Source organism: Haemophilus sp. C1 (assembly GCF_001276515.1).
Lineage (GTDB): Bacteria > Pseudomonadota > Gammaproteobacteria > Enterobacterales > Pasteurellaceae > Haemophilus.
Map to the genome: position 1 here is coordinate 1 of NZ_LDVZ01000015.1, position 24580 is coordinate 24580.

At 37.0% G+C, this 24580-nt stretch carries 22 protein-coding genes; 10 read left to right on the forward strand and 12 right to left on the reverse strand.

The genetic code is table 11. The annotated features are described in order from the left end of the window. Positions 1-112 precede the first annotated feature (112 nt). Entirely contained in the window at positions 113-667 is a 555-nt protein-coding gene (locus ABW51_RS06570) for a YtfJ family protein (protein ID WP_053466078.1), read from the reverse strand. 103 nt (positions 668-770) lie between these two features. On the opposite strand from ABW51_RS06570, the gene ABW51_RS06575 reads away from it, so the two are divergent. Beyond that, positions 771-1097 (forward strand): zinc ribbon domain-containing protein YjdM, encoded by a 327-nt coding sequence (locus ABW51_RS06575; protein ID WP_032803523.1) that lies wholly within the window; start codon positions 771-773, stop codon positions 1095-1097. A 51-nt stretch (positions 1098-1148) separates the two neighbouring features. Here the strand turns inward: ABW51_RS06575 and ABW51_RS06580 are convergent, their stop codons facing one another. From ABW51_RS06580 to ABW51_RS06600, 5 genes are read right to left on the reverse strand one after another with little or no spacing between them, the layout of a single operon-like run. Beyond that, positions 1149-1787: a bifunctional 4-hydroxy-2-oxoglutarate aldolase/2-dehydro-3-deoxy-phosphogluconate aldolase gene (locus tag ABW51_RS06580; protein WP_053466079.1), complete on the reverse strand. Its 639-nt coding sequence runs from the start codon at positions 1785-1787 to the stop codon at positions 1149-1151. 8 nt (positions 1788-1795) lie between these two features. Then, positions 1796-3199: a glucuronate isomerase gene (gene uxaC / locus ABW51_RS06585; RefSeq protein WP_053466080.1), complete on the reverse strand. Its 1404-nt coding sequence runs from the start codon at positions 3197-3199 to the stop codon at positions 1796-1798. Between the two features lie 9 nt (positions 3200-3208). Continuing rightward, positions 3209-4054 (reverse strand): SDR family oxidoreductase, encoded by an 846-nt coding sequence (locus ABW51_RS06590; protein WP_053466081.1) that lies wholly within the window; start codon positions 4052-4054, stop codon positions 3209-3211. A gap of 11 nt (positions 4055-4065) precedes the next feature. Then, the gene (locus ABW51_RS06595) at positions 4066-5010 is read right to left on the reverse strand and encodes a sugar kinase (protein ID WP_005660760.1); all 945 of its coding nucleotides are present in this window, start codon (positions 5008-5010) and stop codon (positions 4066-4068) included. Positions 5011-5062: 52 nt separating this feature from the next. After that, positions 5063-6055: a TRAP transporter substrate-binding protein gene (locus tag ABW51_RS06600; RefSeq protein ID WP_005630242.1), complete on the reverse strand. Its 993-nt coding sequence runs from the start codon at positions 6053-6055 to the stop codon at positions 5063-5065. A 209-nt stretch (positions 6056-6264) separates the two neighbouring features. On the opposite strand from ABW51_RS06600, the gene ABW51_RS06605 reads away from it, so the two are divergent. Genes ABW51_RS06605 through uxuA form a run of 5 tightly spaced genes read left to right on the forward strand, consistent with a single transcriptional unit; the run spans position 6265 to position 12458 of the window. Next, positions 6265-6783: a TRAP transporter small permease gene (locus ABW51_RS06605; RefSeq protein WP_053466082.1), complete on the forward strand. Its 519-nt coding sequence runs from the start codon at positions 6265-6267 to the stop codon at positions 6781-6783. 1 nt (position 6784) lies between these two features. Continuing rightward, the gene (locus ABW51_RS06610; RefSeq protein ID WP_005630238.1) at positions 6785-8086 is read left to right on the forward strand and encodes a TRAP transporter large permease; all 1302 of its coding nucleotides are present in this window, start codon (positions 6785-6787) and stop codon (positions 8084-8086) included. Positions 8087-8107: 21 nt separating this feature from the next. Then, the gene (locus ABW51_RS06615; protein WP_053466083.1) at positions 8108-10483 is read left to right on the forward strand and encodes a glycoside hydrolase family 31 protein; all 2376 of its coding nucleotides are present in this window, start codon (positions 8108-8110) and stop codon (positions 10481-10483) included. Between the two features lie 15 nt (positions 10484-10498). Further along, positions 10499-11254, forward strand: coding sequence for an FCD domain-containing protein (locus ABW51_RS06620; protein WP_053466084.1), 756 nt, complete (start codon positions 10499-10501; stop codon positions 11252-11254). A 19-nt stretch (positions 11255-11273) separates the two neighbouring features. Beyond that, on the forward strand, positions 11274-12458 hold the full coding sequence (gene uxuA / locus ABW51_RS06625) for a mannonate dehydratase (protein WP_053466085.1): 1185 nt from the start codon (positions 11274-11276) through the stop codon (positions 12456-12458). 52 nt (positions 12459-12510) lie between these two features. On the opposite strand, the gene ABW51_RS06630 is transcribed toward uxuA, so the two are convergent. The 6 genes from ABW51_RS06630 to ABW51_RS06655 form a co-directional block, all read right to left on the reverse strand. Beyond that, entirely contained in the window at positions 12511-13224 is a 714-nt protein-coding gene (locus tag ABW51_RS06630; RefSeq protein ID WP_053466086.1) for a TerC family protein, read from the reverse strand. A gap of 97 nt (positions 13225-13321) precedes the next feature. Continuing rightward, a complete protein-coding gene (gene uvrC / locus ABW51_RS06635) occupies positions 13322-15151 on the reverse strand; it encodes an excinuclease ABC subunit UvrC (RefSeq protein WP_053466087.1) in 1830 nt (609 codons plus the stop codon). Between the two features lies 1 nt (position 15152). Beyond that, positions 15153-15917: a 3-deoxy-manno-octulosonate cytidylyltransferase gene (gene kdsB, locus ABW51_RS06640; protein WP_053466088.1), complete on the reverse strand. Its 765-nt coding sequence runs from the start codon at positions 15915-15917 to the stop codon at positions 15153-15155. 70 nt (positions 15918-15987) lie between these two features. After that, entirely contained in the window at positions 15988-16986 is a 999-nt protein-coding gene (lpxK, locus tag ABW51_RS06645) for a tetraacyldisaccharide 4'-kinase (protein WP_053466089.1), read from the reverse strand. A 72-nt stretch (positions 16987-17058) separates the two neighbouring features. Next, positions 17059-18822: a lipid A ABC transporter ATP-binding protein/permease MsbA gene (gene msbA, locus ABW51_RS06650; protein ID WP_053466090.1), complete on the reverse strand. Its 1764-nt coding sequence runs from the start codon at positions 18820-18822 to the stop codon at positions 17059-17061. Between the two features lie 40 nt (positions 18823-18862). Next, entirely contained in the window at positions 18863-21229 is a 2367-nt protein-coding gene (locus ABW51_RS06655; protein ID WP_053466091.1) for a DNA internalization-related competence protein ComEC/Rec2, read from the reverse strand. 260 nt (positions 21230-21489) lie between these two features. Here ABW51_RS06655 and dksA point away from each other — a divergent pair, with 260 nt between their 5' ends. From dksA to tsaE, 4 genes are all read left to right on the forward strand, one after another. Then, on the forward strand, positions 21490-21927 hold the full coding sequence (dksA, locus tag ABW51_RS06660; protein ID WP_005630220.1) for an RNA polymerase-binding protein DksA: 438 nt from the start codon (positions 21490-21492) through the stop codon (positions 21925-21927). A gap of 162 nt (positions 21928-22089) precedes the next feature. After that, positions 22090-23532, forward strand: a complete 1443-nt coding sequence (gene pcnB / locus ABW51_RS06665) for a polynucleotide adenylyltransferase PcnB (protein ID WP_442902643.1) — start codon at positions 22090-22092, stop codon at positions 23530-23532. 8 nt (positions 23533-23540) lie between these two features. Beyond that, positions 23541-24023 carry a 2-amino-4-hydroxy-6-hydroxymethyldihydropteridine diphosphokinase gene (gene folK / locus ABW51_RS06670; RefSeq protein ID WP_053466092.1) on the forward strand — a complete coding sequence of 161 codons (483 nt, stop codon included), beginning with the start codon at positions 23541-23543 and terminating at the stop codon, positions 24021-24023. A 75-nt stretch (positions 24024-24098) separates the two neighbouring features. After that, entirely contained in the window at positions 24099-24575 is a 477-nt protein-coding gene (gene tsaE, locus ABW51_RS06675) for a tRNA (adenosine(37)-N6)-threonylcarbamoyltransferase complex ATPase subunit type 1 TsaE (protein ID WP_053466093.1), read from the forward strand. Positions 24576-24580 lie beyond the last annotated feature (5 nt).

Genomic DNA, 24580 nt, shown 5'->3' on the forward strand with positions numbered 1-24580 from the left:
TGAAAACCGGCGAGGGTTTACGCCCTCCTAGGGTTCGAATCCCTATTCCTCCGCCATCAGAATAAAAAAATCCCTAAGTCGAAAGCCTTAGGGATTTTTACTTTGTATTACATTATTTGGTCAATCCATTCACCAGTGAAATAACAGCCTGAATATCACTATCAGACAATTTTCCTTCTTTCACAAATTTTACTTTTCCCGTTTTGTCTAACACGATAATTGCGCTATCTTTAGGATTTAATCCCCAGGCATTTTTCACCGCACTTTTATCATCTAATACAACCTGGCTATGTGGATTTTCCTGTTTACCTTTTTGTGCACTATTTTTTACAAACATACCTGTACCAACAATCGAATCATCAGCATTAATAATGGTCGTTGTTTGGTATCTTGCAGGATTAAAATGAGATGCTTTTATCGCATCAATCATTGGCTGATTTTTCTCTTTTGCTGCAGTTCTACCAGCCAAATGATGGACAACACGCACTTTACCCGCTAATCCCTCAGAACCCCAAGGTTGAAATGTTATATCTTTTCCAGAAAGTACAATTTCACCATACTCACTCACTTTGACCGATGGTAAAGATTGCTCTAATTGCAAATTATGCGCCCAAGTTGAACTACTAAACATCACACCACAAACTAAGGCAAGAATTTGTTTTTTCATACATTTTCCTCAAAAATTCATCAAAAACTTTCACGCTTTGGCGAAAGACATCTTTTTTGCTATACTCGCGCGCCTATTATATGTAATCAAGAAGGAAAACCCAATGGATCAAATGCCTAATTGCCCAAAATGTCAAAGTGAATACGTTTACCATGATTCAATTAATTTTGTTTGCCCTGATTGCGGTAATGAATGGGATAATAATGAAATTCAAGAATCAGATGACGATCAACTAATCGTAAAAGACAGCAATGGGAATTTGCTTGCAGATGGCGATGATGTACTTTTGATTAAAGATTTGAAATTAAAAGGTTCATCAGAAATATTGAAAAAAGGTACAAAATTTAAAAACATCCGCTTAGTAAATGGCGATCATAACGTCGATTGCGGCAAAATCATGTTGAAATCTGAGTTTTTGAAAAAAGCTTAATCAAAAAATGCGGTCTAAATAGACCGCACTTTGCACTTTAAAGAAATAAATTTATTTAATAATATCAATCACTTCTCTGACTAATCGTCCAATTTCATCCCAATTTTTGGATTGAATCAATTTTTTCTCCACAAACCAAGAGCCTCCACAAGCAACAATATTAGGAATAGCAAGATAATCCCTTATGTTATGAAGCCCTATACCACCAGTCGGCATGATCTGTAACTGAGCATAAGGGCCGAGCAATGCTTTAATCATTTTCACTCCGCCAGAAGCCTCTGCAGGGAAAAATTTTACCGCTGAAATTCCCATTTCTAATGCAGTTTCAATTGCCATAGGATTATTCACCCCTGGCGTTATTGGAAAATTCAAATCTTGACATAATTTCACAATTTTTGGATTTAACCCAGGAGTAACAACAAAATCTGCTCCGCTACTTTTAGCTAAAACTACTTGTTCCGCAGTTAAAACTGTGCCCGCAGCAATCAAAAAATCAGGTCGATGAGTACGCAGTAAATGAATTGCATCTGCCGCTGCTTCAGAACGGAACGTAATCTCTGCCACAGGTAAACCATTTTTAGCCAACGTATCTGCCAACGGCAAAATATCTTCTGCATTATCCAAAGCAATTACAGGCACAATTTTGAGTTCACGAAGTTTTTCAATAATTTGTTGAGTTGTGTATGACATAATTTTCCCTATTTAAAATAATTTTTTGCATTGTTGAAACAAATATCTTCAATCATTTTACCCAGTAATGAAATGTCATTTGGAGCTTCACCTTTTTCAACCCATCCACCAATCATTTCACATAAAATACGGCGGAAATACTCATGGCGAGTGTAAGATAAAAAACTACGTGAATCAGTTAGCATTCCAACAAATTGACTGAGTAACCCTAATTGAGAAAGCTGTTGTAACTGACGTTCCATTCCGTCTTTTTGATCATTAAACCACCATCCAGAACCAAACTGTATTTTGCCTGCAATACCACCACCTTGAAAATTTCCGATCATACTACCGATCATTTCATTATCTCGAGGATTTAAGCAATACAAAATAGTTTTAGGCAGTTGATTTTCCCTGTCCATTGCATCTAACAAACGAGAGAGGGGCTCAGCATAACTTCGATCACCAATGGAATCAAAGCCACTATCTGCACCAAGTAAAGCAAACATTCGACTATTATTGTTACGTATTGCACCAATATGCATTTGCATTACCCAGTGACGTTTACAATATTCCGAAGCCAACCAGACTAAAATTGCAGTACTAAATTGAGCAACTTCTTCTTCCAAGAGCGGTTGATTTTGCAAACGTTTTTGTAAAATACTATTCAATACTGATTCATCTGGAATAGCTGAAAAACGGACAATTTCCATACCATGATCAGCAGATTTACAACCTTGAGCATCAAAATATTCGAGACGTTTTAACAACGCTTTTTGTAAATCTGCAAACGTATAAATATCTACATCTGCAATTTCACTTAACTGTACAAGGTAATCATTAAATTGCGGCAACTCAATTTTAAATACTTTATCAGGTCGCCAACTTGGTACAACATCAATATCAAAACTTTCATCATTCTTGATTGCTTGATGATATTGCAAAGAATCAATGGGATCATCTGTTGTCCCCACTAATTTCACGTTCATTTTCTGCATAATGCCTCGCGCAGAAAATTCAGGTTGTTGCAACATTTCATTACATTGATGCCAAATTTTTTCCGCATTTTGCGGATTGAATAACATATTGGTTATACCAAAAGGACGACGTAATTCTAAATGTGTCCAGTGATAAATTGGATTACCAATACAAAGGGGGACTGTTTTCGCCCAAGCCAAATATTTTTGATAGTTAGCGGCCTTCCCTGTAATCAATTCTTCTGGTATTCCAGCTGTACGCAAAGCTCGCCATTTGTAGTGATCACCCTCTAGCCAAATTTCAGCTAAATCATTAAATTGACGATTTTCTGCCACTTCTCTTGGATTTAAATGACAGTGATAATCAAAAATAGGTTTATTTTTGGCATAATCATGATAGAGAATTTTTGCTGTATCCGTTGAAAGAAGGAAATTTTCATCCATAAATTGCTTCATTTTGCCCTCCTATACTCCACTATACGCAGAAAAACCACCATCAACAGGTAAAATCACGCCATTGACAAAAGCAGAATAATTTTCATCTATTAAGAAAAGTAATGCACCGAGCAATTCTTCTGGCTCACCAAAACGTCCCATTGGTGTGTTAGTTAGGATTTTATTTGCGCGAGCGGTTGGATGACCTTCTGCATCAAATAATAAAGCGCGATTTTGGTTACTGACTAAAAAGCCCGGAGCTATGGCATTACAACGAATACCAACTTTTGAGAAATATACAGCAAGCCATTGAGTAAAATTACTGATTGCAGCTTTTGCACCAGAGTAAGCAGGTATCTTTGTAAGTGGTGTAAAGGCATTCATACTAGAAATATTAATAATATTTGCCCCTTGTTTACCAAGCATATCTTTTGCAAAAACTTGAGTTGGTAATAATGAACCTAAATAATTGAGATTAAATACAAATTCTATACCAGATTTATCTAAATCAAAGAATGTTCTCGTCGTTTCATTTAAATCAAATTGATGGAACTCATTATCTGTTGTCGCTTTTGGATTATTCCCACCAGCACCATTAATTAAAATATCACAAGTGCCAAAATCAATAGCTATTTGATCACGCACTTCTTTAATATTTTCAAGTTCTAACACATTAGTTTTATAAGCTTTTGCTTTTCCACCTGATTGGTTAATTTCTTTTGCTGCTTTGTCTGCTGCCTCGAAATTCAAATCTAACAGGGCAATATTAGCTTTAGTATGTGCTAACTGCTTGGCTAGAAATGAACATAACACTCCTCCAGCCCCCGTGATTACAATTAGCTTATTTTCTAAGTTATGGTTTGCTGCAATATTCATAGTAAACTCCATTAATTAAATTCAGATTGAAGATGAGAAGTTGCGACTTTATCTATAATCGCACCTTTATGCTGAATGACGATGCCAGCAATACGATTGCCTTGCTGACAACAAATTTCGAGAGATTTATTTCGTAAATAACCGTTCATAAATCCAGCATTAAAAGAATCACCAGCAGAGGTTGTATCCACTACATTTAAAATAGGTTCAGGTATCACTTGCCCATATTGAGATAAATACCTATCTGAAAAAATAGCACCATTCTTACCGCACTTCACAATCACTTTTGGTATACCAATTTTATGTAATCGCTCTAAAGTATCCCTAGATGTTTTATCTTTCCATAATGCTTGTTCATCATCAAAAGTCACCAAAGCTATATTGACACTAGGTAAAAGCTGCAAATAACAATCTTGAGCTTCTTCTAATGAACCCCAAAGTGCAGGGCGATAATTACTATCAAAAACAATTTCTGTGCCTTTTTTAGCTAAAGAAGATAATTGCTCAATTAAAAAAGTGCGGTCATTTTTCGGTAAGATTGCTAATGAAATACCACTTAAATAAATCACATCAACTTGCTGAAGATCTGCAATAACCTTAGCAAAATCAGGATGTTGAACCATATAATGTGCTGCAGATTGATTACGCCAATAAAGGAACGTGCGTTCTCCTTGAGCGTCTAATTGGATTAAATAAAGACCTGGTTGATGCTGTTCATCCTGTAAAACCCAATTTATTTGGATGCCATCTTCTTGCCAATATTTAAGCATTTGTTTACTTAAATTATCAGTTCCTAATGCAGAGACATAATGAACTTGAATCTCTTTTGATGAACTTACTCGGCTAAGATAAGTTGCAGAATTTAAGGTATCTCCACCATAACTTTGCCACATTTCTGCAAAGGGTTTCCCATTGAGTTCAATCATACACTCGCCGATAAATGCTATTTTTTTCATATTCGCCCCAAAGTAAAGGGTATGCGAAAACGCCTACCCTTCTCAATGCAAATTATTTAGTTGCTAAACTATCAATACGTTCAATATATTCCTTAAGTAAAGGATTTGATTTAGCAGCATCATGCATATTCTTTGTTGCATCAATAAACGGCTTTTTATCAACTTCAACAAAAGTTACACCCAATTTATCTTTTGCTTCTTGAGTCGTTTCAGCAATCATTTTTTGCCATAAATCTTTATGATACATCATAGAATCATCAGCAGCTTTCTTGAGAGCCTGTTGTTGGTCTGGTGTTAATTTGTCCCAAGATTTTTGACCTATTACCAACACATCAGGAATCATTGTGTGTTCATCACGACTAAAGTATTTCGCTACTTCACCATGACGAGCTAATGTTAAAGCAGTTTCATTATTTTCCGCGCCATCGACTACTTTTTGTTGCAACGCTGTATAGAGTTCACCATAAGCTAATGGTGTTGGATTTGCGCCCATCAATTTAATCATTTCAACTGCGGTTGGGCTTGGTTGAACGCGAATTTTCATACCTTTTAAATCTTCAGGAGACTGGATTGGTTTAGCAGCATAGAAACTACGTGCGCCACCATCATAATAAGTTAAACCAACGAACCCCTTTCCTTTTGATGAATCAAGGATTTTTTGCCCTACCGCAGGATCAAGTAAAACACGATAGTAATGGTTCACATCATGAAAAAGATACGGGATATTATATGCGCCATAAGAAGGCTCAAAGGCTTCCAATTCACTCGCATTTGATTTTGCCATATCAAGAGAACCAGCTTGTAATAGTTCCATTGATTCACGTTGGCTGCCTAATTGGCTATTTGGATAAATGCGGATCACCACTTCTCCATTAGTTAATTTTTTTACTTCATCTGCCATATATTGCATTGAAATATGAACAGGATGAGTTTTGTCATTGTTATGACTTAATTTTAATACGGTTTTAGCTGAAGCTGAGAAAGCAACACCAGCAGATAATGCTAGTGTTAAAGCGCAAGAAAGCATATGTTTTTTGATTTGCATAACGCATCTCCATAATAAGTAAATTAAAGACTAATCCTCTAACAGCTCGGATGTTATAAAGATAATAGATCAGCAAATTTAATGTGGTCAATCCAATTATTTTAAATTGGTGATCCAGATCACATTTTTAAATAAAAAAACTTGTCAAAAATAAAAAAAACACACAAAATTGGTTCACCAACTTAAGTTAATAACATAAGGAACCTATGATGAATAAATTTATATCTATTATGAATTGGGCATTATCAACGATTTGTGTAGTTTTAAGTTCATTTCTAGTGTGTTGCGTAGTTTGGCAGGTGTTATCTCGTTATTTATTAAATACACCTAGCACTTATACAGATGAAATAGCTAGATTTCTCTTTATTTGGGTGGGCTTAATGGGCGCAGCTTATGCTCTTGGTCAAAAGAAACACCTAGCGATTGATCTTCTAGTCAGTAAATTCGAACACTCACCCAGCCTTCAACATCGATTACAACTTGTAATTAATTTAATCAGCGTAGCTTTTGCAACAATGATTATGTGCTATGGGGGAGGCAACTTGGTAATAGACACTGTAAACAATGGGCAAATATCACCTGTCTTAGGTATCCAAATGGGATTAGTTTACCTCGCAATTCCTTTAAGTGGTTGCTTTATGCTGATTTATCTTTTAAGAGATATTATAGATAACTTTCATCATTTGAATCTTAAATCATCACCGCTTTCAAATAATCAAGGAGAATAAAATGGAATGGTCCAATATTATTGTGCTTAGCTCAAGTTTCTTTGTCCTACTTTTTATTGGTGTACCAATTTCATTTTCAATTGGAATTGCCTCACTGCTTACTATTATGCTTTCTATTCCTTTTGATGCTGCTATTGCTGTTATTTCGCAAAAAATGGCATCTGGATTAGATAGCTTTTCACTACTCGCCATTCCTTTTTTCATCTTAGCGGGCAATATTATGAATCGTGGCGGTATTGCTATGCGGTTAATTGAATTTGCTAAAGTCATCGGTGGTCGCTTACCTGGATCTCTCGCACACGTGAACGTACTCGCAAATATGATGTTTGGTTCAATCTCAGGTTCAGCTGTAGCATCAGGAGCAGCAATGGGTGGGATTATGTCACCTTTACAAAAGAAAGAAGGATATGATCCTGCTTTTTCCGCTGCAGTAAATATTGCCTCTTGCCCAACTGGACTACTTATTCCGCCAAGTAATACCTTTATCGTTTATTCATTAATTTCTGGAGGAACATCTATTGGTGCATTATTCCTTGCAGGTTACATTCCAGGAATTTTGATGGGCTTATCAATCATGATTGTTGTTGCCATCATTGCGAAAAAAAGAAAATACCCAATATCACCAAAACCAACTCGCTCAGAAGCGATGAAAAAGACGCTTGATGCATTACCAAGCCTTGGTTTAATCATCGTTATAATGGGAGGTATCATTGGTGGCATCTTCACTGCAACAGAAGCTTCAGCGTTCGCTGTAGTCTACACATTAATTCTTGCTGTCGTGTTCTATCGCGAAGTGACCATCAAAGAATTACCAAAGATCATTTTAGATTCGGTTGTTACAACTGCAATCGTACTACTATTAATCGGTACATCAATGGGAATGTCATGGGCAATGGCAAATGCAGATATTCCTTACACTATTAGTGATGCATTATTAAACGTCTCAGATAACCCAATTATCATACTTCTAATCATCAACATCATTTTATTAGTTGTGGGTGTATTTATGGATATGACACCAGCATTGCTTATCTTCACACCAATTTTCTTACCTATTGTGACTGAATTAGGCATGGATCCTGTTCACTTTGGTATATTAATGGCTTTCAACCTCTCTATCGGTATCTGTACACCACCTGTTGGTAGCGCATTATTTATCGGATGTTCTGTTGGCGGAGTGAAAATTAATCAAGTTATTAAACCGTTACTACCATTCTATGCAGTTTTAATCTTAACACTCTTATTAGTAGCTTACATTCCATCATTAAGCTTAGCGTTACCACAAATATTATTAGGTTATTAATTCACGCATTAGGAAAATAATATGAAAACGATTAAAAATTGGCAATTTGTAGAAAATCATAATCATCGCATTGATATTGCCTGCGATCACAGTTATCAAATGCATATTTTCGTGTTAGAAAATGATTTATTACGCGTGGCATTTACAAAGAATAAGGAATTTAAAGTCCCTCATACCTGGGCTATTACACCAAATCAATCAGATGTAGATTGGCAAGGTCGTGATAAATGGTCGTTAGAAGGGTTTTCCTGCCCTGATTATGAAGTAAAGCAAACAGAAAAAACGCTTGAAATCTCAACCGCACTTTTAAAAGTAACAATTCATCAACCACTCTATCTAGAATGGGAATATAAACACGGTGATAAATGGAAACCATTATTTAAAGACCGGCAAACTGGTGCCTATTTGATGGGTATTTCAAATACTACCATTTCTCATTATTTACAACGAGATATTCAAGAACATTATTATGGACTCGGTGAAAAAACAGGAAATCTAAATCGCCATGGTCGCCGCTTTGAAATGCGTAATATTGATGCAATGGGCTATAATGCTGAACATACAGATCCTCTTTATAAACACATTCCATTCTATATTACACATGCTCATGAAGTAAGTTATGGATTATATTATGATAACCTTTCACCTTGTTGGTTTACCTTAGGCAGTGAAATTGACAATTATCATTCTTACTATCGTAACTATAAAGCTGAGGATGGAGATCTAGATTACTACGTTATTCTCGGTCCCAAAATACTTGATGTAACAAAAAAATATTGTCGCCTTACGGGAGGTACTATTTTTGGTCCAAAATGGAGCTTAGGTTATAGTGGTTCAACTATGTACTATACCGATGCACCTGATGCCCAAGAACAACTAAAAAAATTTGTAAATTTATGTAATGAGCATGATATTCCTTGTGATTCATTCCAGCTCTCTTCAGGTTATACCTCCATAAATGGGAAGCGTTATGTTTTCAACTGGAATTATGACAAAATTCCAACACCGAAAGAAATGACAAAATATTTTCAGAATGCAGGAATGAAGTTAGCTGCAAACATTAAACCATGTTTATTACTAGATCATCCACGTTATCAAGAAGCGGAAAAACTTGGATTATTCATTAAGGATTCTGAATCAAATAATCCTGAAAAATCTATGTTCTGGGATGATGAAGGTTCTCATTTAGATTTTACCAATATAGACACGGTGAATTGGTGGAAAAAGAATGTAAAACAACAATTACTCGATTACGGCATCAATTCTACGTGGAATGATAATAATGAATTCGAAGTATGGGACAACTATGCAAAATGCCATTATTTTGGTGAGGGTATGCCAATCAAATTATTGCGCCCACTACAACCATTATTAATGATGAAAGCTTCCTATGAAGCTCAATTAGAGTATGCACCAAATAAACGTCCTTATTTAATTTCACGCTCAGGCTCACCTGGAATGAACCGTTATGTACAAACTTGGTCTGGAGATAATCGTACCAGTTGGAACACATTGCGTTACAACATCAAAATGGGATTAGGTATGAGCCTTTCTGCACTTTATAACGTTGGACATGACGTAGGTGGATTCTCAGGTAATAAACCAGATCCTGAGTTATTTGTACGTTGGGTACAAAATGGTGTAATGCATCCACGTTTCACTATTCATTCTTGGAATGATGATAAAACTGTTAATGAACCTTGGATGTATCCACAAATAATCAATATTATTCGTGATGCTATCCAATTACGTTATATATTAATGCCTTATTTATATAACACATTATGGAAGGCTCATCATGAACATGAACCAATACTGCGTCCGACATTCCTTGATCACGAACATGATAAAAATACTTTTGAAGAAAATGATGACTATCTTTTAGGTGAAGATTTACTCGTTGCTTCTGTTGTGGAGCCTAATCAACGAAAACGTGAAGTCTATCTACCACAAAATTTCGTCGGTTGGTATGACTTTTACACACACAAATGGTTTAATGGCGGCGAAAGAATCATAGCTGATGCACCATTAGAAAAAATTCCTTTATTTTTAAAAGCTGGAAGCATTATTCCAATGGCAAAAAAAGGTCATAAAAATACGTTATCTGATAATTATAGACAGTTATTAATTATGCCTTTTATTAATCAAGGAGAGAGGAATATTACTATATTTGATGATGACGGTGAAAGTTTCGATTATTTAAAAGGTAAATTTTTGAAATTTAATATTTATCTAAAATGCACTAGTCAAACAATTGAACTTGTTTTAGAAAAATCGGGTGATTATTTACCAAAATATAATGAAATTAGTTTCTACCTTCCTAATAAAGAAAATAGAAAATTAATTATTAATGGAAAAACGGTCACTCAAGGCTATAAATTGAGTTTATTAGATTAAAATTAGGAAAATTTTATGAACATTGATGACTTGCGATCCTATAAAAAAATAGGAAATGAGTTAAAACAACAGCTAAATAATCATCAATATAAAATAGGCGACAAACTACCAGCAGAAAGAGACTTGGCTGATTATTTTGATGTAAGTCGTACAGTTATTCGAGAAGCCATCATTATGCTTGAATTAGAAAACCTTGTTGAAGTACGCAAAGGTTCTGGAGTGTATGTGATTGCATTGCCACAACGCGCTGCAAGTAATGATGAATTTTTAGATAAGGTTGATGTAGGCCCTTTTGAACTTTTACAAGCTCGCCAATTATTAGAAAGTAGTATGGCTGAATTTGCTGCATTACAAGTGACAAGAGCAGATATTACTAAATTAAAAGACATTCTAGCAAGAGAGCGAAATACACTTGAACAAGGTGATGAAGATTATGTGGCAGATGAAGATTTTCATCGTACGATAGCAGAAATAACCCAAAATGAAGTTATCTTGCAAATGCAAAAAGCACTGTGGGATCTTCGTACTAATAGTCAAATGTGGAAAGGTTTACATCTTCATATTCCAAATCAAAGTTATCGTCACCTTTGGTTACAAGATCATGAAAATATTATTACAGCCCTGCAGAGAAAAGATCCTGCAATGGCAAAAAAAGCAATGTGGCAACATTTAGAAAATGTTAAGCAAAAACTTTTTGAATTATCTGATGTAGATGATCCTAATTTTGATGGTTATCTATTTAATATGAGCCCAATTGTTGTTGATCGTTAGAAAACTATAGGAGTTAAAAATGGAACAAGCATGGCGTTGGTATGGACCAAAAGATCCTGTTTCTTTATCTGATATTCGTCAAGCAGGCGCAACTGGTATAGTCACAGCACTTCACCATATTCCTAACGGTGAAATATGGAGTATTGAAGAAATTAAAAAACGCAAAACTGAAATAGAGAATGCTGGTTTAGTCTGGTCAGTAGTGGAAAGTGTACCAGTTCATGAAGAGATTAAAACTCAGACTGGAAATTATCAAAAATGGATTAATAACTACAAACAAACTCTTCGCAATCTTGCTCAATGCGGAATTGACACTGTTTGTTACAATTTTATGCCAGTTTTAGACTGGACTCGTACCGAGCTTGCTTATGAATTACCAGATGGTTCTAAAGCATTACGCTTTGATCATATCGCTTTTGCCGCATTTGAACTTCATATTCTAAAACGTCCTGATGCAGAAAAAACCTATAATCAAGAAGAACAAATTGCTGCCAGAACCTATTATGACAAGATGTCAGAGCAAGATATAGCGCAATTAACTCGCAATATTATTGCAGGCTTACCTGGGGCAGAAGAAGGTTACACTCTTGATGAATTTCAAACTCAATTAGATCACTATAAAGATATTTCACCCGAAAAATTCCGTACGCATTTGGCTTATTTTTTAAATGAGATCGTACCTGTTGCCCAAGAAGTAGGAATCAAAATGGCGATTCATCCAGATGATCCTCCACGCCCAATCTTAGGCTTACCGCGCATAGTTTCAACTATTGAAGATATGCAGTGGTTTGTAGAAACTCAACCATTGCCAGCAAATGGTTTTACAATGTGTACGGGTTCTTATGGCGTACGTTCCGATAATGATCTCGTAAAAATGACAGAACAATTTGCAGATCGTATTTACTTCGCACATTTACGTTCTACTCAACGTGAAGGTAATCCACTAACCTTCCATGAGGCAGCTCATCTAGAGGGAGACGTAGATATGTTTAATGTAGTAAAAGCTTTATTAAATGAAGAATATCGTCGATTAAATCTAGGAGAAACTCGTTTAATCCCAATGCGCCCAGATCATGGACATCAAATGTTGGATGACTTACGTAAAAAAACCAATCCTGGCTACTCTGCCATTGGTCGGTTAAAAGGTCTAGCTGAATTTCGCGGTTTAGAGATGGCACTAAAAAAAGTGTATTTCAATAAGTAAAAGAAAAAGTGCGGTCATAAAAAACATTATTTTTATCGACCGCACTTCCAATTTATTTCATCAATCTTCTCATTCGAATATTTATCATTTCGACTACAACAGAGAATCCCATTGCAAAATAGATATAGCCTTTCGGGATGTGAATATCTAAACTTTCTGCAATTAAGCTAATTCCGACTAAAACCAAGAAGGCTAAAGCTAGAATTTTCAAGGTTGGATGCGTATCTACAAAATCGCCGATTGGTTTTGCAGCAAACATCATCACGCCAACGGCAATAATAATCGCCAAAATCATAACAGGAAGGTGGCTTGCCATACCTACTGCTGTAATCACGGAATCTAAAGAAAATACAATATCTAGTACTGCAATTTGAATTAATACGCCAAGATAACTCACTTTGTTTTTGCTTTCAGAATTATGGTGTTCTTGATGATTTATCGCCTCTTTAATTTCGCCAGAACTTTTTATAATCAGGAATAAACCTCCGATTAATAAAATCAAATCACGCCCAGAAATTTCTTGATTAAACACAGTAAATAACGGTGCAGTAAGTTTCATCATCCAAGCCAGTGACATTAAAAGTAAAATTCTTGTCAGCATTGCCAAACCAAGCCCAACAATACGACCAGATTGGCGTTGGCGTTCAGGTAAACGTCCAACTAGGATGCTAATAAAAATAATATTGTCGATTCCTAAAACGATCTCTAAAGCCGCAAGTGTCGCAAGTGATACCCACGCTTCAGGATCTGCAATCCATTCAAACATAATTTTTCCTATAATTGAATTAAATAAATCCGAAAGTGCGGATCATAATGGCTTTATAATGAAAAGCAATCGTTATTTATATTTGAGAAATGATTGATTAGTCGTTTTTAAGGGTTTCAAAAATCCTTTCAGCAAGTTTAGGGGAAATCCCTGGCACTGAAGCAATTTCATCTAATGTCGCCTTTTTCACACCTTGTAAACCACCAAGATATTTAAGTAAAGCCTGACGACGTTTAGCACCCACTCCTTCGATGGTTTCTAATCCACTTTGTGTAAAGGCTTTTTGACGTTTTTTACGGTGTCCGCTTATTGCGTGATTATGGCTTTCATCGCGGATATGTTGAATCAAATGCAATGCCAAACTATCATCAGGCAAATGAATTTCGCGGTCTTGTTTGCTAATGATCAGTACTTCCTGCCCTGCTCGACGATCAACCCCTTTTGCCACGCCAATTAAGTGCGGTCCATTTTTATCCCATTTTACTTGAAGATGTTGGAACACGTTCAGCGCACGATTTAACTGCCCTTTTCCACCATCAATAAAAATAATATCGGGAATTTTATCTTCTTCTAAATCACGTTCGTAACGTTTCTGCAACGCTTGTTCCATCGCAGCATAATCATCTCCGCCAGTAATGCCTTCAATATTAAAACGACGATAATCAGATTTCAGTGGACCTTCTTTATTAAAAACAACACAAGATGCGACTGTTTGATTTCCCATTGTATGGCTTATATCAAAACATTCCATACGCTTAATTTCAGGAAGATTTAACAGCTCACACAACGCTTGATAACGCTCTGACATTCGTGAAGATTGTTTAAGTTGTACATTTAAAGCCGCTTTAGCATTAACTTGTGCGAGCTGTAAATATTTACTCTTATCGCCTTTTACGCTTTCTTGAATCGTCACTTTTCTGCCCGCCTGATCCGTAAGAAGTTGCTCAAGTCCTGATTTTTCAGCTAATTGACGATCCACAATAATACTATTCGGAATACTTCGTCCTTGATGACCTTGTAAATAAAATTGCCCCACAAAAGTTTCTGTAAGCTCCGATAAATCCGTATTGGCGGGTACTTTTGGGAAATAACTGCGATTGCCTAGCACTTTTCCTTGACGAATAAACATCACTTGTACGCAGGCTAAACCATGTTGATATGCGATAGACATAATATCCATATCATCTAAACGTTCATTGGATACAAATTGTTTTTCAATAACCGAACGCACCGCCTGAATTTGATCACGATAACGAGCCGCCTGTTCAAAATCTAAATTTTTGCTTGCCTGCTCCATTTTACCGATTAAATAATCTAACACCTGTTGATCCTTGCCTTGTAAAAATAAGCGGGCTAATTCAACTTGCTGATTATATTCTTCATCAGAAACATATCCCTGAACACAAGGTGCGGAACAACGCCCAATTTGATACTGCAAACAAGGACGAGAGCGGTTGGAATAAACGGAATTTTCACATTGGCGAACAGGGAAAAGTTTTTGCAAAAGCGATAAGGTTTCACGCACGGCTCCCGCGTGAGGATAAGGCCCAAAGTATTCGCCCGCAAATTTTTTAGAACCACGATAGGAAGTGATTCTTGGATGACGTTCTTTGGTTAATAAAATAAATGGATAAGATTTATCATCACGCAATAATACGTTATAACGAGGCTGATAAAGCTTGATGAAATTATGCTCTAGCAGTAAAGCTTCCGTTTCAGATGAAGTTAGCGTGGTGTCAATATGATGAATTGACGCCACCAACGCCTCTGTTTTTTTACTGCTCAGATTTTTACGAAAATAGCTTGAAAGACGTTTTTTTAGATCCTTTGCTTTCCCAACATAAATAACCTGATCTTTATCGTCATACATACGATAAACACCAGGTTCGTGAGAAACATCCGCTAAGAACTTTTTAGCATCAAACATTTTAATTCGCCGCTAAAATTGCCCGCACTTTTTCCAAATCTTCGGCGGTATCCACCCCCACTGCAGGCACTTCTTTCGCAAGTTCTACGTGAATACGTTCGCCGTTATATAACACGCGAAGCTGCTCAAGTTTTTCTAGATTTTCAAGTTGAGTCGGTGCCCATTGCACATATTGCTTTATGAAACCCGCACGATATGCGTAAATGCCAATATGACGTAAATAAGCGTCCGCAAGCTGTACTTTCTGAACATCCTGTAAATTCATAAACTGATCACGATCATAAGGAATAACCGAACGGGAAAAATACAGCACATAGCCATCTTTATCTGTTAATACTTTCACTGCATTTGGATTGAATAATTCCTCAGCATCATGAATTTTTACCGCAAGGCTTGCCATATTTACATTAAATTTTGCTAAATTATCTGCCACTTGTCGCACAATAACGGGAGGAATCAAAGGCTCATCGCCTTGAATATTAACAATGATTTCATTGTCAGGAATCGCTAATTTTTCTACAACTTCCGCTAAACGTTCTGTACCAGAATTATGATGAACAGAAGTCATACACACTTCCGCACAAAAACTTTTGGCAACATCAGCCACATTTTCATTATCGGTGGCAATAATCACTCGGCTCGCCCCAGACTTCAGTGCTTTCTCAAATACATGTTGAATCATTGGCTTACCTGCAATATCAGCAAGAGGTTTTCCTGGCAAACGACTTGATGCAAAACGAGCGGGGATAATCACGGTAAATGACATAATTTATTCCTTATTCTTTAATATTTCAGCTTTATCGGCAAGCAATCAAAACAACTGGAGATTAATCCCTTCAGCCATTTCTATATTGCGCCACAAGTTTGTCTATTTTGGCCCAAAAGAGCGGTAAATTTTCACGTTGTTTTTCAGCCTCAATAATCTCCGCATCGACAGGAACATACCACCAATTATCTTTAGCAAAAGATTGGCATTTTACGGCATCTTTTTCCGTCATAAAGAGCGGTTGATTTTCAGAAAGTTTTCCTAATTGAGACGCTTCAAAATGTTGATGATCTTGAAATGCTTGAGTTCGCTCTAATTGAATCCCTAACTTTTCTAACATAGTAAAAAAACGCTGAGGATTGCCAATCCCTGCTATGGCAACACCTGATTGAAATTCCTTTAATTGGCGTTTTTCATTGGTTTTTAAATTAATGGCGAAATGAGACACGAGACGCATAATCACATCTGAATACTGATTTTTTCCACCATTAGTGATTACAAAATCTACGGATTTTAATCGGCTAGGTAATTCACGCAATGGACCTGCTGGCAATACAAAACCATTTCCCAATGCACGCTCAGCATCCATTACCACAATTTCTAAATCACGCTGTAATTTATAATGCTGTAAACCATCGTCAGAAATAATAATATCGCACTCTGCTTGGCTTAAGAGTAATTCAATCGCTTGCTGGCGATTCGGGGAAATCACTACTGGCGCATTGGTGCGTTTCGCGATCAATACTGGCTCATCGCCACCTTCAATTGGATTTGTATTTTTAGTGACGAATAACGGATACGTTTTAGATTTACTGCCGTAACCACGAGAAATCACACCTACACGCAGACCTCGTTTTTTTAATTCTTCCACAAGCCAAACAACCACGGGCGTTTTACCATTTCCACCAACAGACAAATTTCCCACAATTATCACTGGTTTCGGTGCGCGATAAGAAGACTTGAGCCCCAAAGAGAATAAGGCGCGACGAAGTTGGCTAATCAACCAAAACAATAAAGAAAAAGGCGATAAGAGCCAAATAAGTTTGGAGTTGGAATACCAGAAGGGCATAGAAAATCCTTTCTAATAAGTGCGGATAAAATAACGCGAGTTTTTCAACTCGCGTTTTCGATAATCAATAAATTAGCCAGTAAACTGCATACTGTGTAGCTGTTTATAAGCGCCATTTTGTTCAAGCAATGCTTTATGGTTGCCACGCTCACAAATTTCTCCGTGATCAATCACAAGAATTTCATCCGCATTTTCAATGGTTGATAAACGATGAGCGATTACGATAACAGTGCGATCTTTCTTCAATTCATCCAATGCAGATTGAATGGCGCGTTCTGATTCCGTATCTAGTGCAGATGTAGCTTCATCTAAAATTAATACTGGCGAATTACGCAATAAAGCACGAGCAATCGCTAAACGTTGACGTTGGCCACCAGAGAGGCTCGCACCGTTTTCACCAATGACCGTATCAAAACCTTGTGGTAATTTTTCGATAAACTCTAAAGCATAAGCCGCTTTTGCTGCTGCGATAATTTCTTCGCGAGAATACTTATCCTGCGCTGCATAAGCAATATTATTCGCAATGGTATCGTTAAATAAATGTACTTGTTGAGAAACCACAGCGCAGTTTTCGCGTAAATTGGATAAACGATAATCTTGAATATTTACACCATCCAGTAAAATTTCACCTTGCTCAATATCGTAAAAACGGGTCACTAAATTAGCAATGGTTGATTTACCCGATCCAGAACGCCCCACTAGGGCTACGGTTTTTCCAGCTGGAACGCTAAAAGAAATATTATTTAATGCAAGTTCATCTTTTCCTTGATATGCAAAGCTTACATTTTTAAATTCTAATTCGCCTTTCGCAGGTTCTGCTTTATAAGCCCCGTTATCTTTTTCTGGCTCCAAATCTAAAATCGCAAACAATGTCTGACAAGCTGCCATTCCACTTTGAAATTGTGCATTCACCGCAGTTAATGATTTTAACGGACGCATCATCGCTAACATTGAAGAAAATACCACTGTAAATGAGCCTGCACTCAAATTATCTTCTGCAATCAATGGAGTAGTAGCTAAATAGAGCACCGCAGCTAATGCGAGAGATGCAATAATTTGCACCACAGGATCAGAAATGGAATCTGCTGTCACCATTTTCATGCTTTTTCGACGCATATCATTACTAACATGATTAAAATGCGCTTCTTCCACATGTTGCCCTCCGAAAGAAAGTACAACTTTATGACCTTTTAACATCTGTTCTGTAGCAGACGTAAGTTCACCCATTGAATCTTGTAAATTCTTACTTAATCTACGAAAAATTTTTGATACCAAACGAATTAAAACAGCAATGATTGGACCTATAATAAAAAGCACAATTGTTAATTCCCAACTGGTATAAAACATCACCGCAAGCACAGAAATAATATATGCTCCTTCGCGTATAATCGTAATTAGAGAACTAGATGAAGAATTAGCAATCATTTGGGAATCATAAGTAATCCGAGAAAGTAAACGCCCTGTTGAATTTTGATCAAAGAAACTCACTGGCATAAACATCAAATGCTTAAACAAGCGACGACGCATTGTCATCACAACTTTGCCTGACACCCATGCTAAACAATAATTAGAAATAAAGTTAGAGACCCCACGCAAAAAAATCATTCCCACGACGACCACAGCCATCATTTTCAAAAATGAATGATCCGCCTTACCGAATCCATCATCTAGCAAAGGTTTTAATAAATAAATAAGACCTGAATCTGCCAAAGCATTAAGCACCAATGCGATAGCAGCCACCACTAAACCCGCTTTAAAAGGTTTAATCATTGGCCACAAACGTTTAAAAGTTTGCAGGGTAGAAAAGTCATGATCTTGTAATTTTTGTTTTTGCATAATCGCTATCTAATAGTAAAAATTGCGCGCATTGTACCTTTTATTCCTTTGATAATCCAATTACACGCGCATACCAAGGGGAAAATTCTGCGCGTGCTTGTTGGATTTCTAATCGATCTTGAAAAAAATTTACCCGCACTTGCCCTGAAACAGCGGTATTTTCTACCGCACTTTTAGAGCGTTGAAGCCTTTCTATAACCGAATAATGGGGGAATTTCCACGGATTCCAACGTCCGCTAGAAATAATCGCCACATCTGGTCGAACCTGAGAAAGTAAGTATTCACTTGTCGATGTTTTACTTCCGTGATGTCCCACTTGCAACACATCAATTTTGCCTAAAGTGCGGGCAAAAATTTGTTCATTTTTTGCTTCAGCATCGCCAGTCAGCAAAACGCTATACTTTCCATCATCGACTAAAATCACACAAGAATGGGGATTATCTGCTCGCTCCACAATAGAATGCGGCGAAAGTATTTGAAAATGTAGCCCTTGCCAATGCCAATCACGTCCAGCAGTACAAAAAGTGCGGTGATTTTCCCCATAGTTTTTTCGTGAAGGGGTAATAAATTCCACATTGGGATACGCCTTTAAAATTGTCGAAGCACCACCTGCGTGATCGTTATCGTCGTGACTTAAAATCAATTTTTCCAAAACAATCCCTTCTCTTTGTAAATAAGGCAAAATTTCCAACTCAGCCATATTCCCCCCTCGCCAAGAAGAACCCGTATCATAAAGAATCCCTTTGCCATTTTTCACAATCAGCGTTGCCAGCCCCTGCCCCACATCTAAAGTATCTAATTGCCAATTAGGCTTACTTAGTTGTTTAAACAACAAAATCGTAAAACACAGTAAGATAATACCGAAAGAACATCGCAAAACGTTGATTCGTTCATTTTTTAGCAAAGGTTTACTGAGATTTAATGTAAAAAATCTTGGTCGTTTTACTTGCCTGGTTGATGATGAAACTTCAGGTTCTCGGTAAATACTCCAAATAATTAACATAAAAATTCCCGCACAAAGCGCGGTTAAAATCAGCGCTAAATTAAATGAAACATTAAACCAATTTCCTTGAAAAACAGAAATTAACCAAGTAATTCCTTCCGCTAGTTTGTTTGCAAGTTGCCAAGAAAAACAAGCTCCATTAGTAAAAACAGCAAATAAAATCAAGGGTACGAGGAAAAAACTATAAAGTGGTACGGCAATAAGATTGGCTAAAAATCCACTCAACGATAAGCCATTAAATAAAAAAAGCTGCAAAGGCGTAAAAAAGAGCAATAACCCAAATTGCAAATGAAATAAACTTAAAATCCACCGCACTTTTGGTGAAAAGGATCGATTTTTCCATTGAAAAAGAGAAAAAGGCACATAACGATACCATAGGATCAAACAAGCAACGGCTCCACAAGAAAGCCAAAAACTGACCGAAAGCGGCATTAATGGATCGCATAAAAGCAAGAATCCGACAACCAGCGTAAAAAGCTGAAGAGGCGAATAATGTCGCCTCATTATTTGAACGAAGAAAACGAAAACAAGTGCTGAAATCGCACGGAAAGTTGGCACGCTAAGACCAGCCAAATACGCATAAATTAAAGCAAATAAAACACCAAAAACTAAAGGAAAATAAGGATTAATAAAACGGGTGGGGAAAAATACTTGCACAACACGCGCCAAGTAAAATCCAATTCCCATAGCCAACCCAATATGTAAGCCAGAAATAGCAATAAGATGTGCGGTATTCGTTTGTTGGTAAATTGACCAAATGTTTTTATCTAGCCAAGCCCGTTCGCCAAAAGCTAATGCGATCAATAAACCTTGTAGAGATAATCCTTCCGTTTGCTTCTTTACTTGTTGCAATTTTTCTGCACGCAATGATGAAACATCAGCACTTTTCGCCGCACTTTTTACGGTTCCAACAGCTGTAATTCCTTTTGAAAAATACCATTGTTGCCGATCAAACCCACCAAAATTTAATCGCGCTGAAAGAGGACGTAAAGAAATTTCAGCTTGCCAAATTTCCGATAGTTGAGGCACCTCTTTCGCTTTCCAATTTAAGAAAATTCGTTGTTCTTGCAAATTATTTGCCAATGTTGCTGTGGCAATGAGAGTTTGATAATCCTGTTGATGCAAAATTTCTTGAATCTCAAAAGTTACCATTTGCTTTTGAGCGGTAATATTTTGAGCTTGTTGTAATAAACTCAAAGCCGAATGATGAAAATAGCCAAGAGAAGCAACAAAAAAAGCAAGACTAACTAAGAAATTTTTACGCCAAAAAATAAAAAGAAAAATTAGAACAAGCGCAATAACGAAAGCAACTTGCCAAGGCAATAGAAATGCTTGCAGTAGAAATAACAAGGTTAAATCCGCAACAATTAACAAGACAGCTAAAGTTATTAAGTTTAATTTCATTTTTTAAAAGATTAATTCCTATCTCGCTAAGCCTAGGCTAGTTTTATTTAAATATGCAAACGGTTGCTTCAAATTTTGCGATCTGTATCGTAAAAATAAATTTTTCAGGAAAATTTACTTGCTAAAACAAACAACTTCTGATATTTATACCGCCCGCAAAAATTGGGTTCCTAAAAAAGAGCAGTCAGGAACAAACTAAAATAACAAGACAGGAAGTCGTGAAGTCCACGCTTAAATTCTGTATGTATTAGGAGTGAGAGATGTCAAGAGCATCATTGAGCTTGCTAGATTTAGCAGGCGTAAAGCCTTATCAAATGAAAAAAGATGAAGAATATATGAATGAAGAGCAAATTCTTCATTTCAGAAAAATTCTTAATGCTTGGCACGAGCAAATCGTGGAAGAAGCTTCTCGCACCGTTGCACATATGCAGGATGAAGTAACCAATTTCCCCGATCCCGCAGACCGAGCAACTCAGGAAGAGGAATTTAGTCTAGAATTGCGTAATCGTGATCGCGAACGTAAGCTAATGAAAAAAATCGAAGCAACCTTGAAAAAACTTGATACCGATGATTTCGGTTACTGCGATTGTTGCGGCGAAGAAATCGGTATCCGCCGTTTAGAAGCACGCCCAACAGCAGATCTTTGCATTGATTGCAAAACGTTAGCTGAAATCCGCGAAAAACAAGTCGCTGGTTAATTCATTCTATTGAAAAATACCAAAGTGCGGTTAAAATTAGCCGCACTTTTTTACATTTAAAAATACGGAAAATTTTCCCTTACCTTTTCCAACAAGAAAAGAGCTAAGCCATTAATTTACAATAAAAAAACGGAGTAAATCATTCTTACTTATATCAAAAATTTGTTTGGCAAAAAAACAAAAAAATCAAAAGAGGTTGCCAAAACAAGTGCTCATTCTAAACGAGTTGGGCGTCCCAATAGCCAAATGCCAAAAGCGCAGACAAAAAAATCAGAACAAACACGTCGCTACGATAAAAATGTGATTAAAGCGGCTCAATTTGATATTTCACCGCGTGATTTTAGCCGTAATGCACTCACTGTAGTGGAGAAACTGCAACGTCAAGGTTTCGAAGCTTATATCGTCGGTGGATGTATCCGTGATTTATTGCTCGGCAAAAAACCTAAAGATTTTGATGTTGCAACAAACGCCCGTCCTGAGCAAATCCAAAACATTTTTCAACGCCAATGCCGTTTAGTGGGTCGCCGTTTCCGATTAGCACATATTATGTTTGGTCGAGATATTATTGAAGTTGCCACTTTCCGAGCCAATCACAGTGATGCCCTCAATGAAAATCAAGCGAAGCAAAGTAATGAAGGCATGTTACTACGCGATAATGTTTACGGTACGATCGAACAAGATGCAGTGCGCCGTGATTTTACGGTCAATGCGCTGTATTACAATCCACAAGATAATACGTTACGAGATTATTTCGAGGGCATTAAAGATCTCAAAGCAGGCAAGCTACGCTTAATTGGCGATCCTGTTACACGTTATCAAGAAGATCCTGTGCGGATGCTGCGCTCAATTCGCTTTATGGCAAAACTTGATATGTTCCTTGAAAAACCAAGTGAACAGCCAATTCGTGAACTTGCGCCTTTATTAAAAAATATTCCGCCAGCTCGCTTATTTGACGAAAGTTTAAAATTATTACAAGCAGGACAAGGGGTAAAAACCTATCGTTTATTACGCCAATATGGTTTATTTGAACAACTTTTCCCTGCATTAAGTCCATATTTTACAGAAAAAGAAGATAGCTTTGCAGAACGCATGATCGTCACCGCCCTGACTTCTACGGATGAACGTGTTGCGGATAAACTTCGTATTAATCCTGCATTCTTATTTGCAGCATTTTTCTGGTATCCATTGCGCGAAAAAGTGGAAATATTGAAAAATGAAGGCGGTCTAAATAATCATGATGCTTATGCTTTGGCCGGCAATGAGGTGTTAGACTTATTCTGCCGTGCCTTGGCTGCACCTCGTCGTCATACTGCGGTCATTCGTGATATTTGGTTCTTACAACTGCAATTATTAAAACGTACTGGTTCAGCACCAATGCGCACCATGGAACATCCAAAATTCCGTGCTGGCTTTGATTTACTGGCTATGCGTGCAGAAATTGAAGGTGGCGAAACGATTGAATTGGCCAAATGGTGGCACGAATATCAATTCAGCAATGGTGAACAGCGTGAACAGTTAGTACACGAGCAACAACGCTTACATCCCAAACCAAAGAAAAAATACTACCGTCCACGCCGTCGTAAAACAACGCGCTCAGCAGAATAAGGGAAGAGATGATTACTGCATATATTGCTCTTGGTAGCAATTTAAACACACCAGTAGAACAATTACATTCTGCGCTTAACGCGATAAGTCAGTTACCAAACACGCATTTGGTAACGACGAGCTCTTTTTATAAAAGCAAACCGCTCGGCCCACAAGATCAACCCGATTATGTGAATGCCGTTGCAAAAATTGAGACCGAGCTTAGCCCGTTTGCACTATTAGATGAATTGCAACGCATTGAAAATGAGCAAGGTCGAGTACGTTTACGTCGCTGGGGTGAGCGTACATTAGATTTGGATATTTTGCTTTACGGCAACGAAATCATTCAAAACGAGCACTTAACGATTCCCCATTATGATATGCATAACCGTGAGTTTGTCATTGTGCCGTTGTTTGAAATCGCATCGGATTTGGTCTTACCTAACACTCAACTACTAGCAGATTTGGTCAAGCAATTTGATGACCATGAAATGATAAAATTAAATCCCTAGAAATTTCACCGCACTTTTATGAACCTCAAAAGTGCGGTAGAATCTGCCCACATTTTTCTTCATTCATGACCCGTTATGGAAAGCTTAATTCAATATATCCCTGATGAATTTTCTATGCTCCGCTTTGGCAAAAAATTCGCGGAAATTCTTTTAAAATTGCATACCGAAAAAGCCATTATGGTTTATCTTAACGGTGATCTTGGGGCAGGAAAAACAACGCTAACACGCGGAATGCTACAAGGTATCGGTCATGAAGGTAATGTAAAAAGCCCAACTTATACGCTGGTTGAAGAATACAATATTGCAGGCAAAATGATTTATCATTTTGATTTATATCGGTTAGCAGATCCTGAAGAACTCGAATTTATGGGTATTAGAGATTATTTTAATACGGGTAGCATTTGCTTAATTGAATGGTCTGAAAAAGGTCAAGGCATATTGCCAGAAGCTGATATTTTAGTAAATATTGATTATTATGATGATGCACGAAATATTGAATTAATCGCACAAACAAATTTGGGTAAAAATATTATAAGCGAATTTTCTAATTAACTTAT

Excerpts from the sequence above, each read along its gene's own strand:
- ABW51_RS06580 (WP_053466079.1), bottom strand. The coding sequence starts at position 1,787 with ATGTCATACACAACTCAACAAATTATTGAAAAACTTCGTGAACTCAAA.
- ABW51_RS06610 (WP_005630238.1), top strand. The coding sequence starts at position 6,785 with ATGGAATGGTCCAATATTATTGTGCTTAGCTCAAGTTTCTTTGTCCTA.
- tsaE (WP_053466093.1), top strand. The coding sequence starts at position 24,099 with ATGGAAAGCTTAATTCAATATATCCCTGATGAATTTTCTATGCTCCGC.
- ABW51_RS06615 (WP_053466083.1), top strand. The coding sequence starts at position 8,108 with ATGAAAACGATTAAAAATTGGCAATTTGTAGAAAATCATAATCATCGC.
- uxuA (WP_053466085.1), top strand. The coding sequence starts at position 11,274 with ATGGAACAAGCATGGCGTTGGTATGGACCAAAAGATCCTGTTTCTTTA.
- dksA (WP_005630220.1), top strand. The coding sequence starts at position 21,490 with ATGTCAAGAGCATCATTGAGCTTGCTAGATTTAGCAGGCGTAAAGCCT.
- uvrC (WP_053466087.1), bottom strand. The coding sequence starts at position 15,151 with ATGTTTGATGCTAAAAAGTTCTTAGCGGATGTTTCTCACGAACCTGGT.
- ABW51_RS06595 (WP_005660760.1), bottom strand. The coding sequence starts at position 5,010 with ATGAAAAAAATAGCATTTATCGGCGAGTGTATGATTGAACTCAATGGG.
- lpxK (WP_053466089.1), bottom strand. The coding sequence starts at position 16,986 with ATGCCCTTCTGGTATTCCAACTCCAAACTTATTTGGCTCTTATCGCCT.
- ABW51_RS06590 (WP_053466081.1), bottom strand. The coding sequence starts at position 4,054 with ATGAATATTGCAGCAAACCATAACTTAGAAAATAAGCTAATTGTAATC.
- ABW51_RS06620 (WP_053466084.1), top strand. The coding sequence starts at position 10,499 with ATGAACATTGATGACTTGCGATCCTATAAAAAAATAGGAAATGAGTTA.
- uxaC (WP_053466080.1), bottom strand. The coding sequence starts at position 3,199 with ATGAAGCAATTTATGGATGAAAATTTCCTTCTTTCAACGGATACAGCA.
- ABW51_RS06655 (WP_053466091.1), bottom strand. The coding sequence starts at position 21,229 with ATGAAATTAAACTTAATAACTTTAGCTGTCTTGTTAATTGTTGCGGAT.
- kdsB (WP_053466088.1), bottom strand. The coding sequence starts at position 15,917 with ATGTCATTTACCGTGATTATCCCCGCTCGTTTTGCATCAAGTCGTTTG.
- msbA (WP_053466090.1), bottom strand. The coding sequence starts at position 18,822 with ATGCAAAAACAAAAATTACAAGATCATGACTTTTCTACCCTGCAAACT.
- folK (WP_053466092.1), top strand. The coding sequence starts at position 23,541 with ATGATTACTGCATATATTGCTCTTGGTAGCAATTTAAACACACCAGTA.
- ABW51_RS06605 (WP_053466082.1), top strand. The coding sequence starts at position 6,265 with ATGAATAAATTTATATCTATTATGAATTGGGCATTATCAACGATTTGT.
- ABW51_RS06570 (WP_053466078.1), bottom strand. The coding sequence starts at position 667 with ATGAAAAAACAAATTCTTGCCTTAGTTTGTGGTGTGATGTTTAGTAGT.
- ABW51_RS06575 (WP_032803523.1), top strand. The coding sequence starts at position 771 with ATGGATCAAATGCCTAATTGCCCAAAATGTCAAAGTGAATACGTTTAC.
- ABW51_RS06630 (WP_053466086.1), bottom strand. The coding sequence starts at position 13,224 with ATGTTTGAATGGATTGCAGATCCTGAAGCGTGGGTATCACTTGCGACA.
- ABW51_RS06600 (WP_005630242.1), bottom strand. The coding sequence starts at position 6,055 with ATGCAAATCAAAAAACATATGCTTTCTTGCGCTTTAACACTAGCATTA.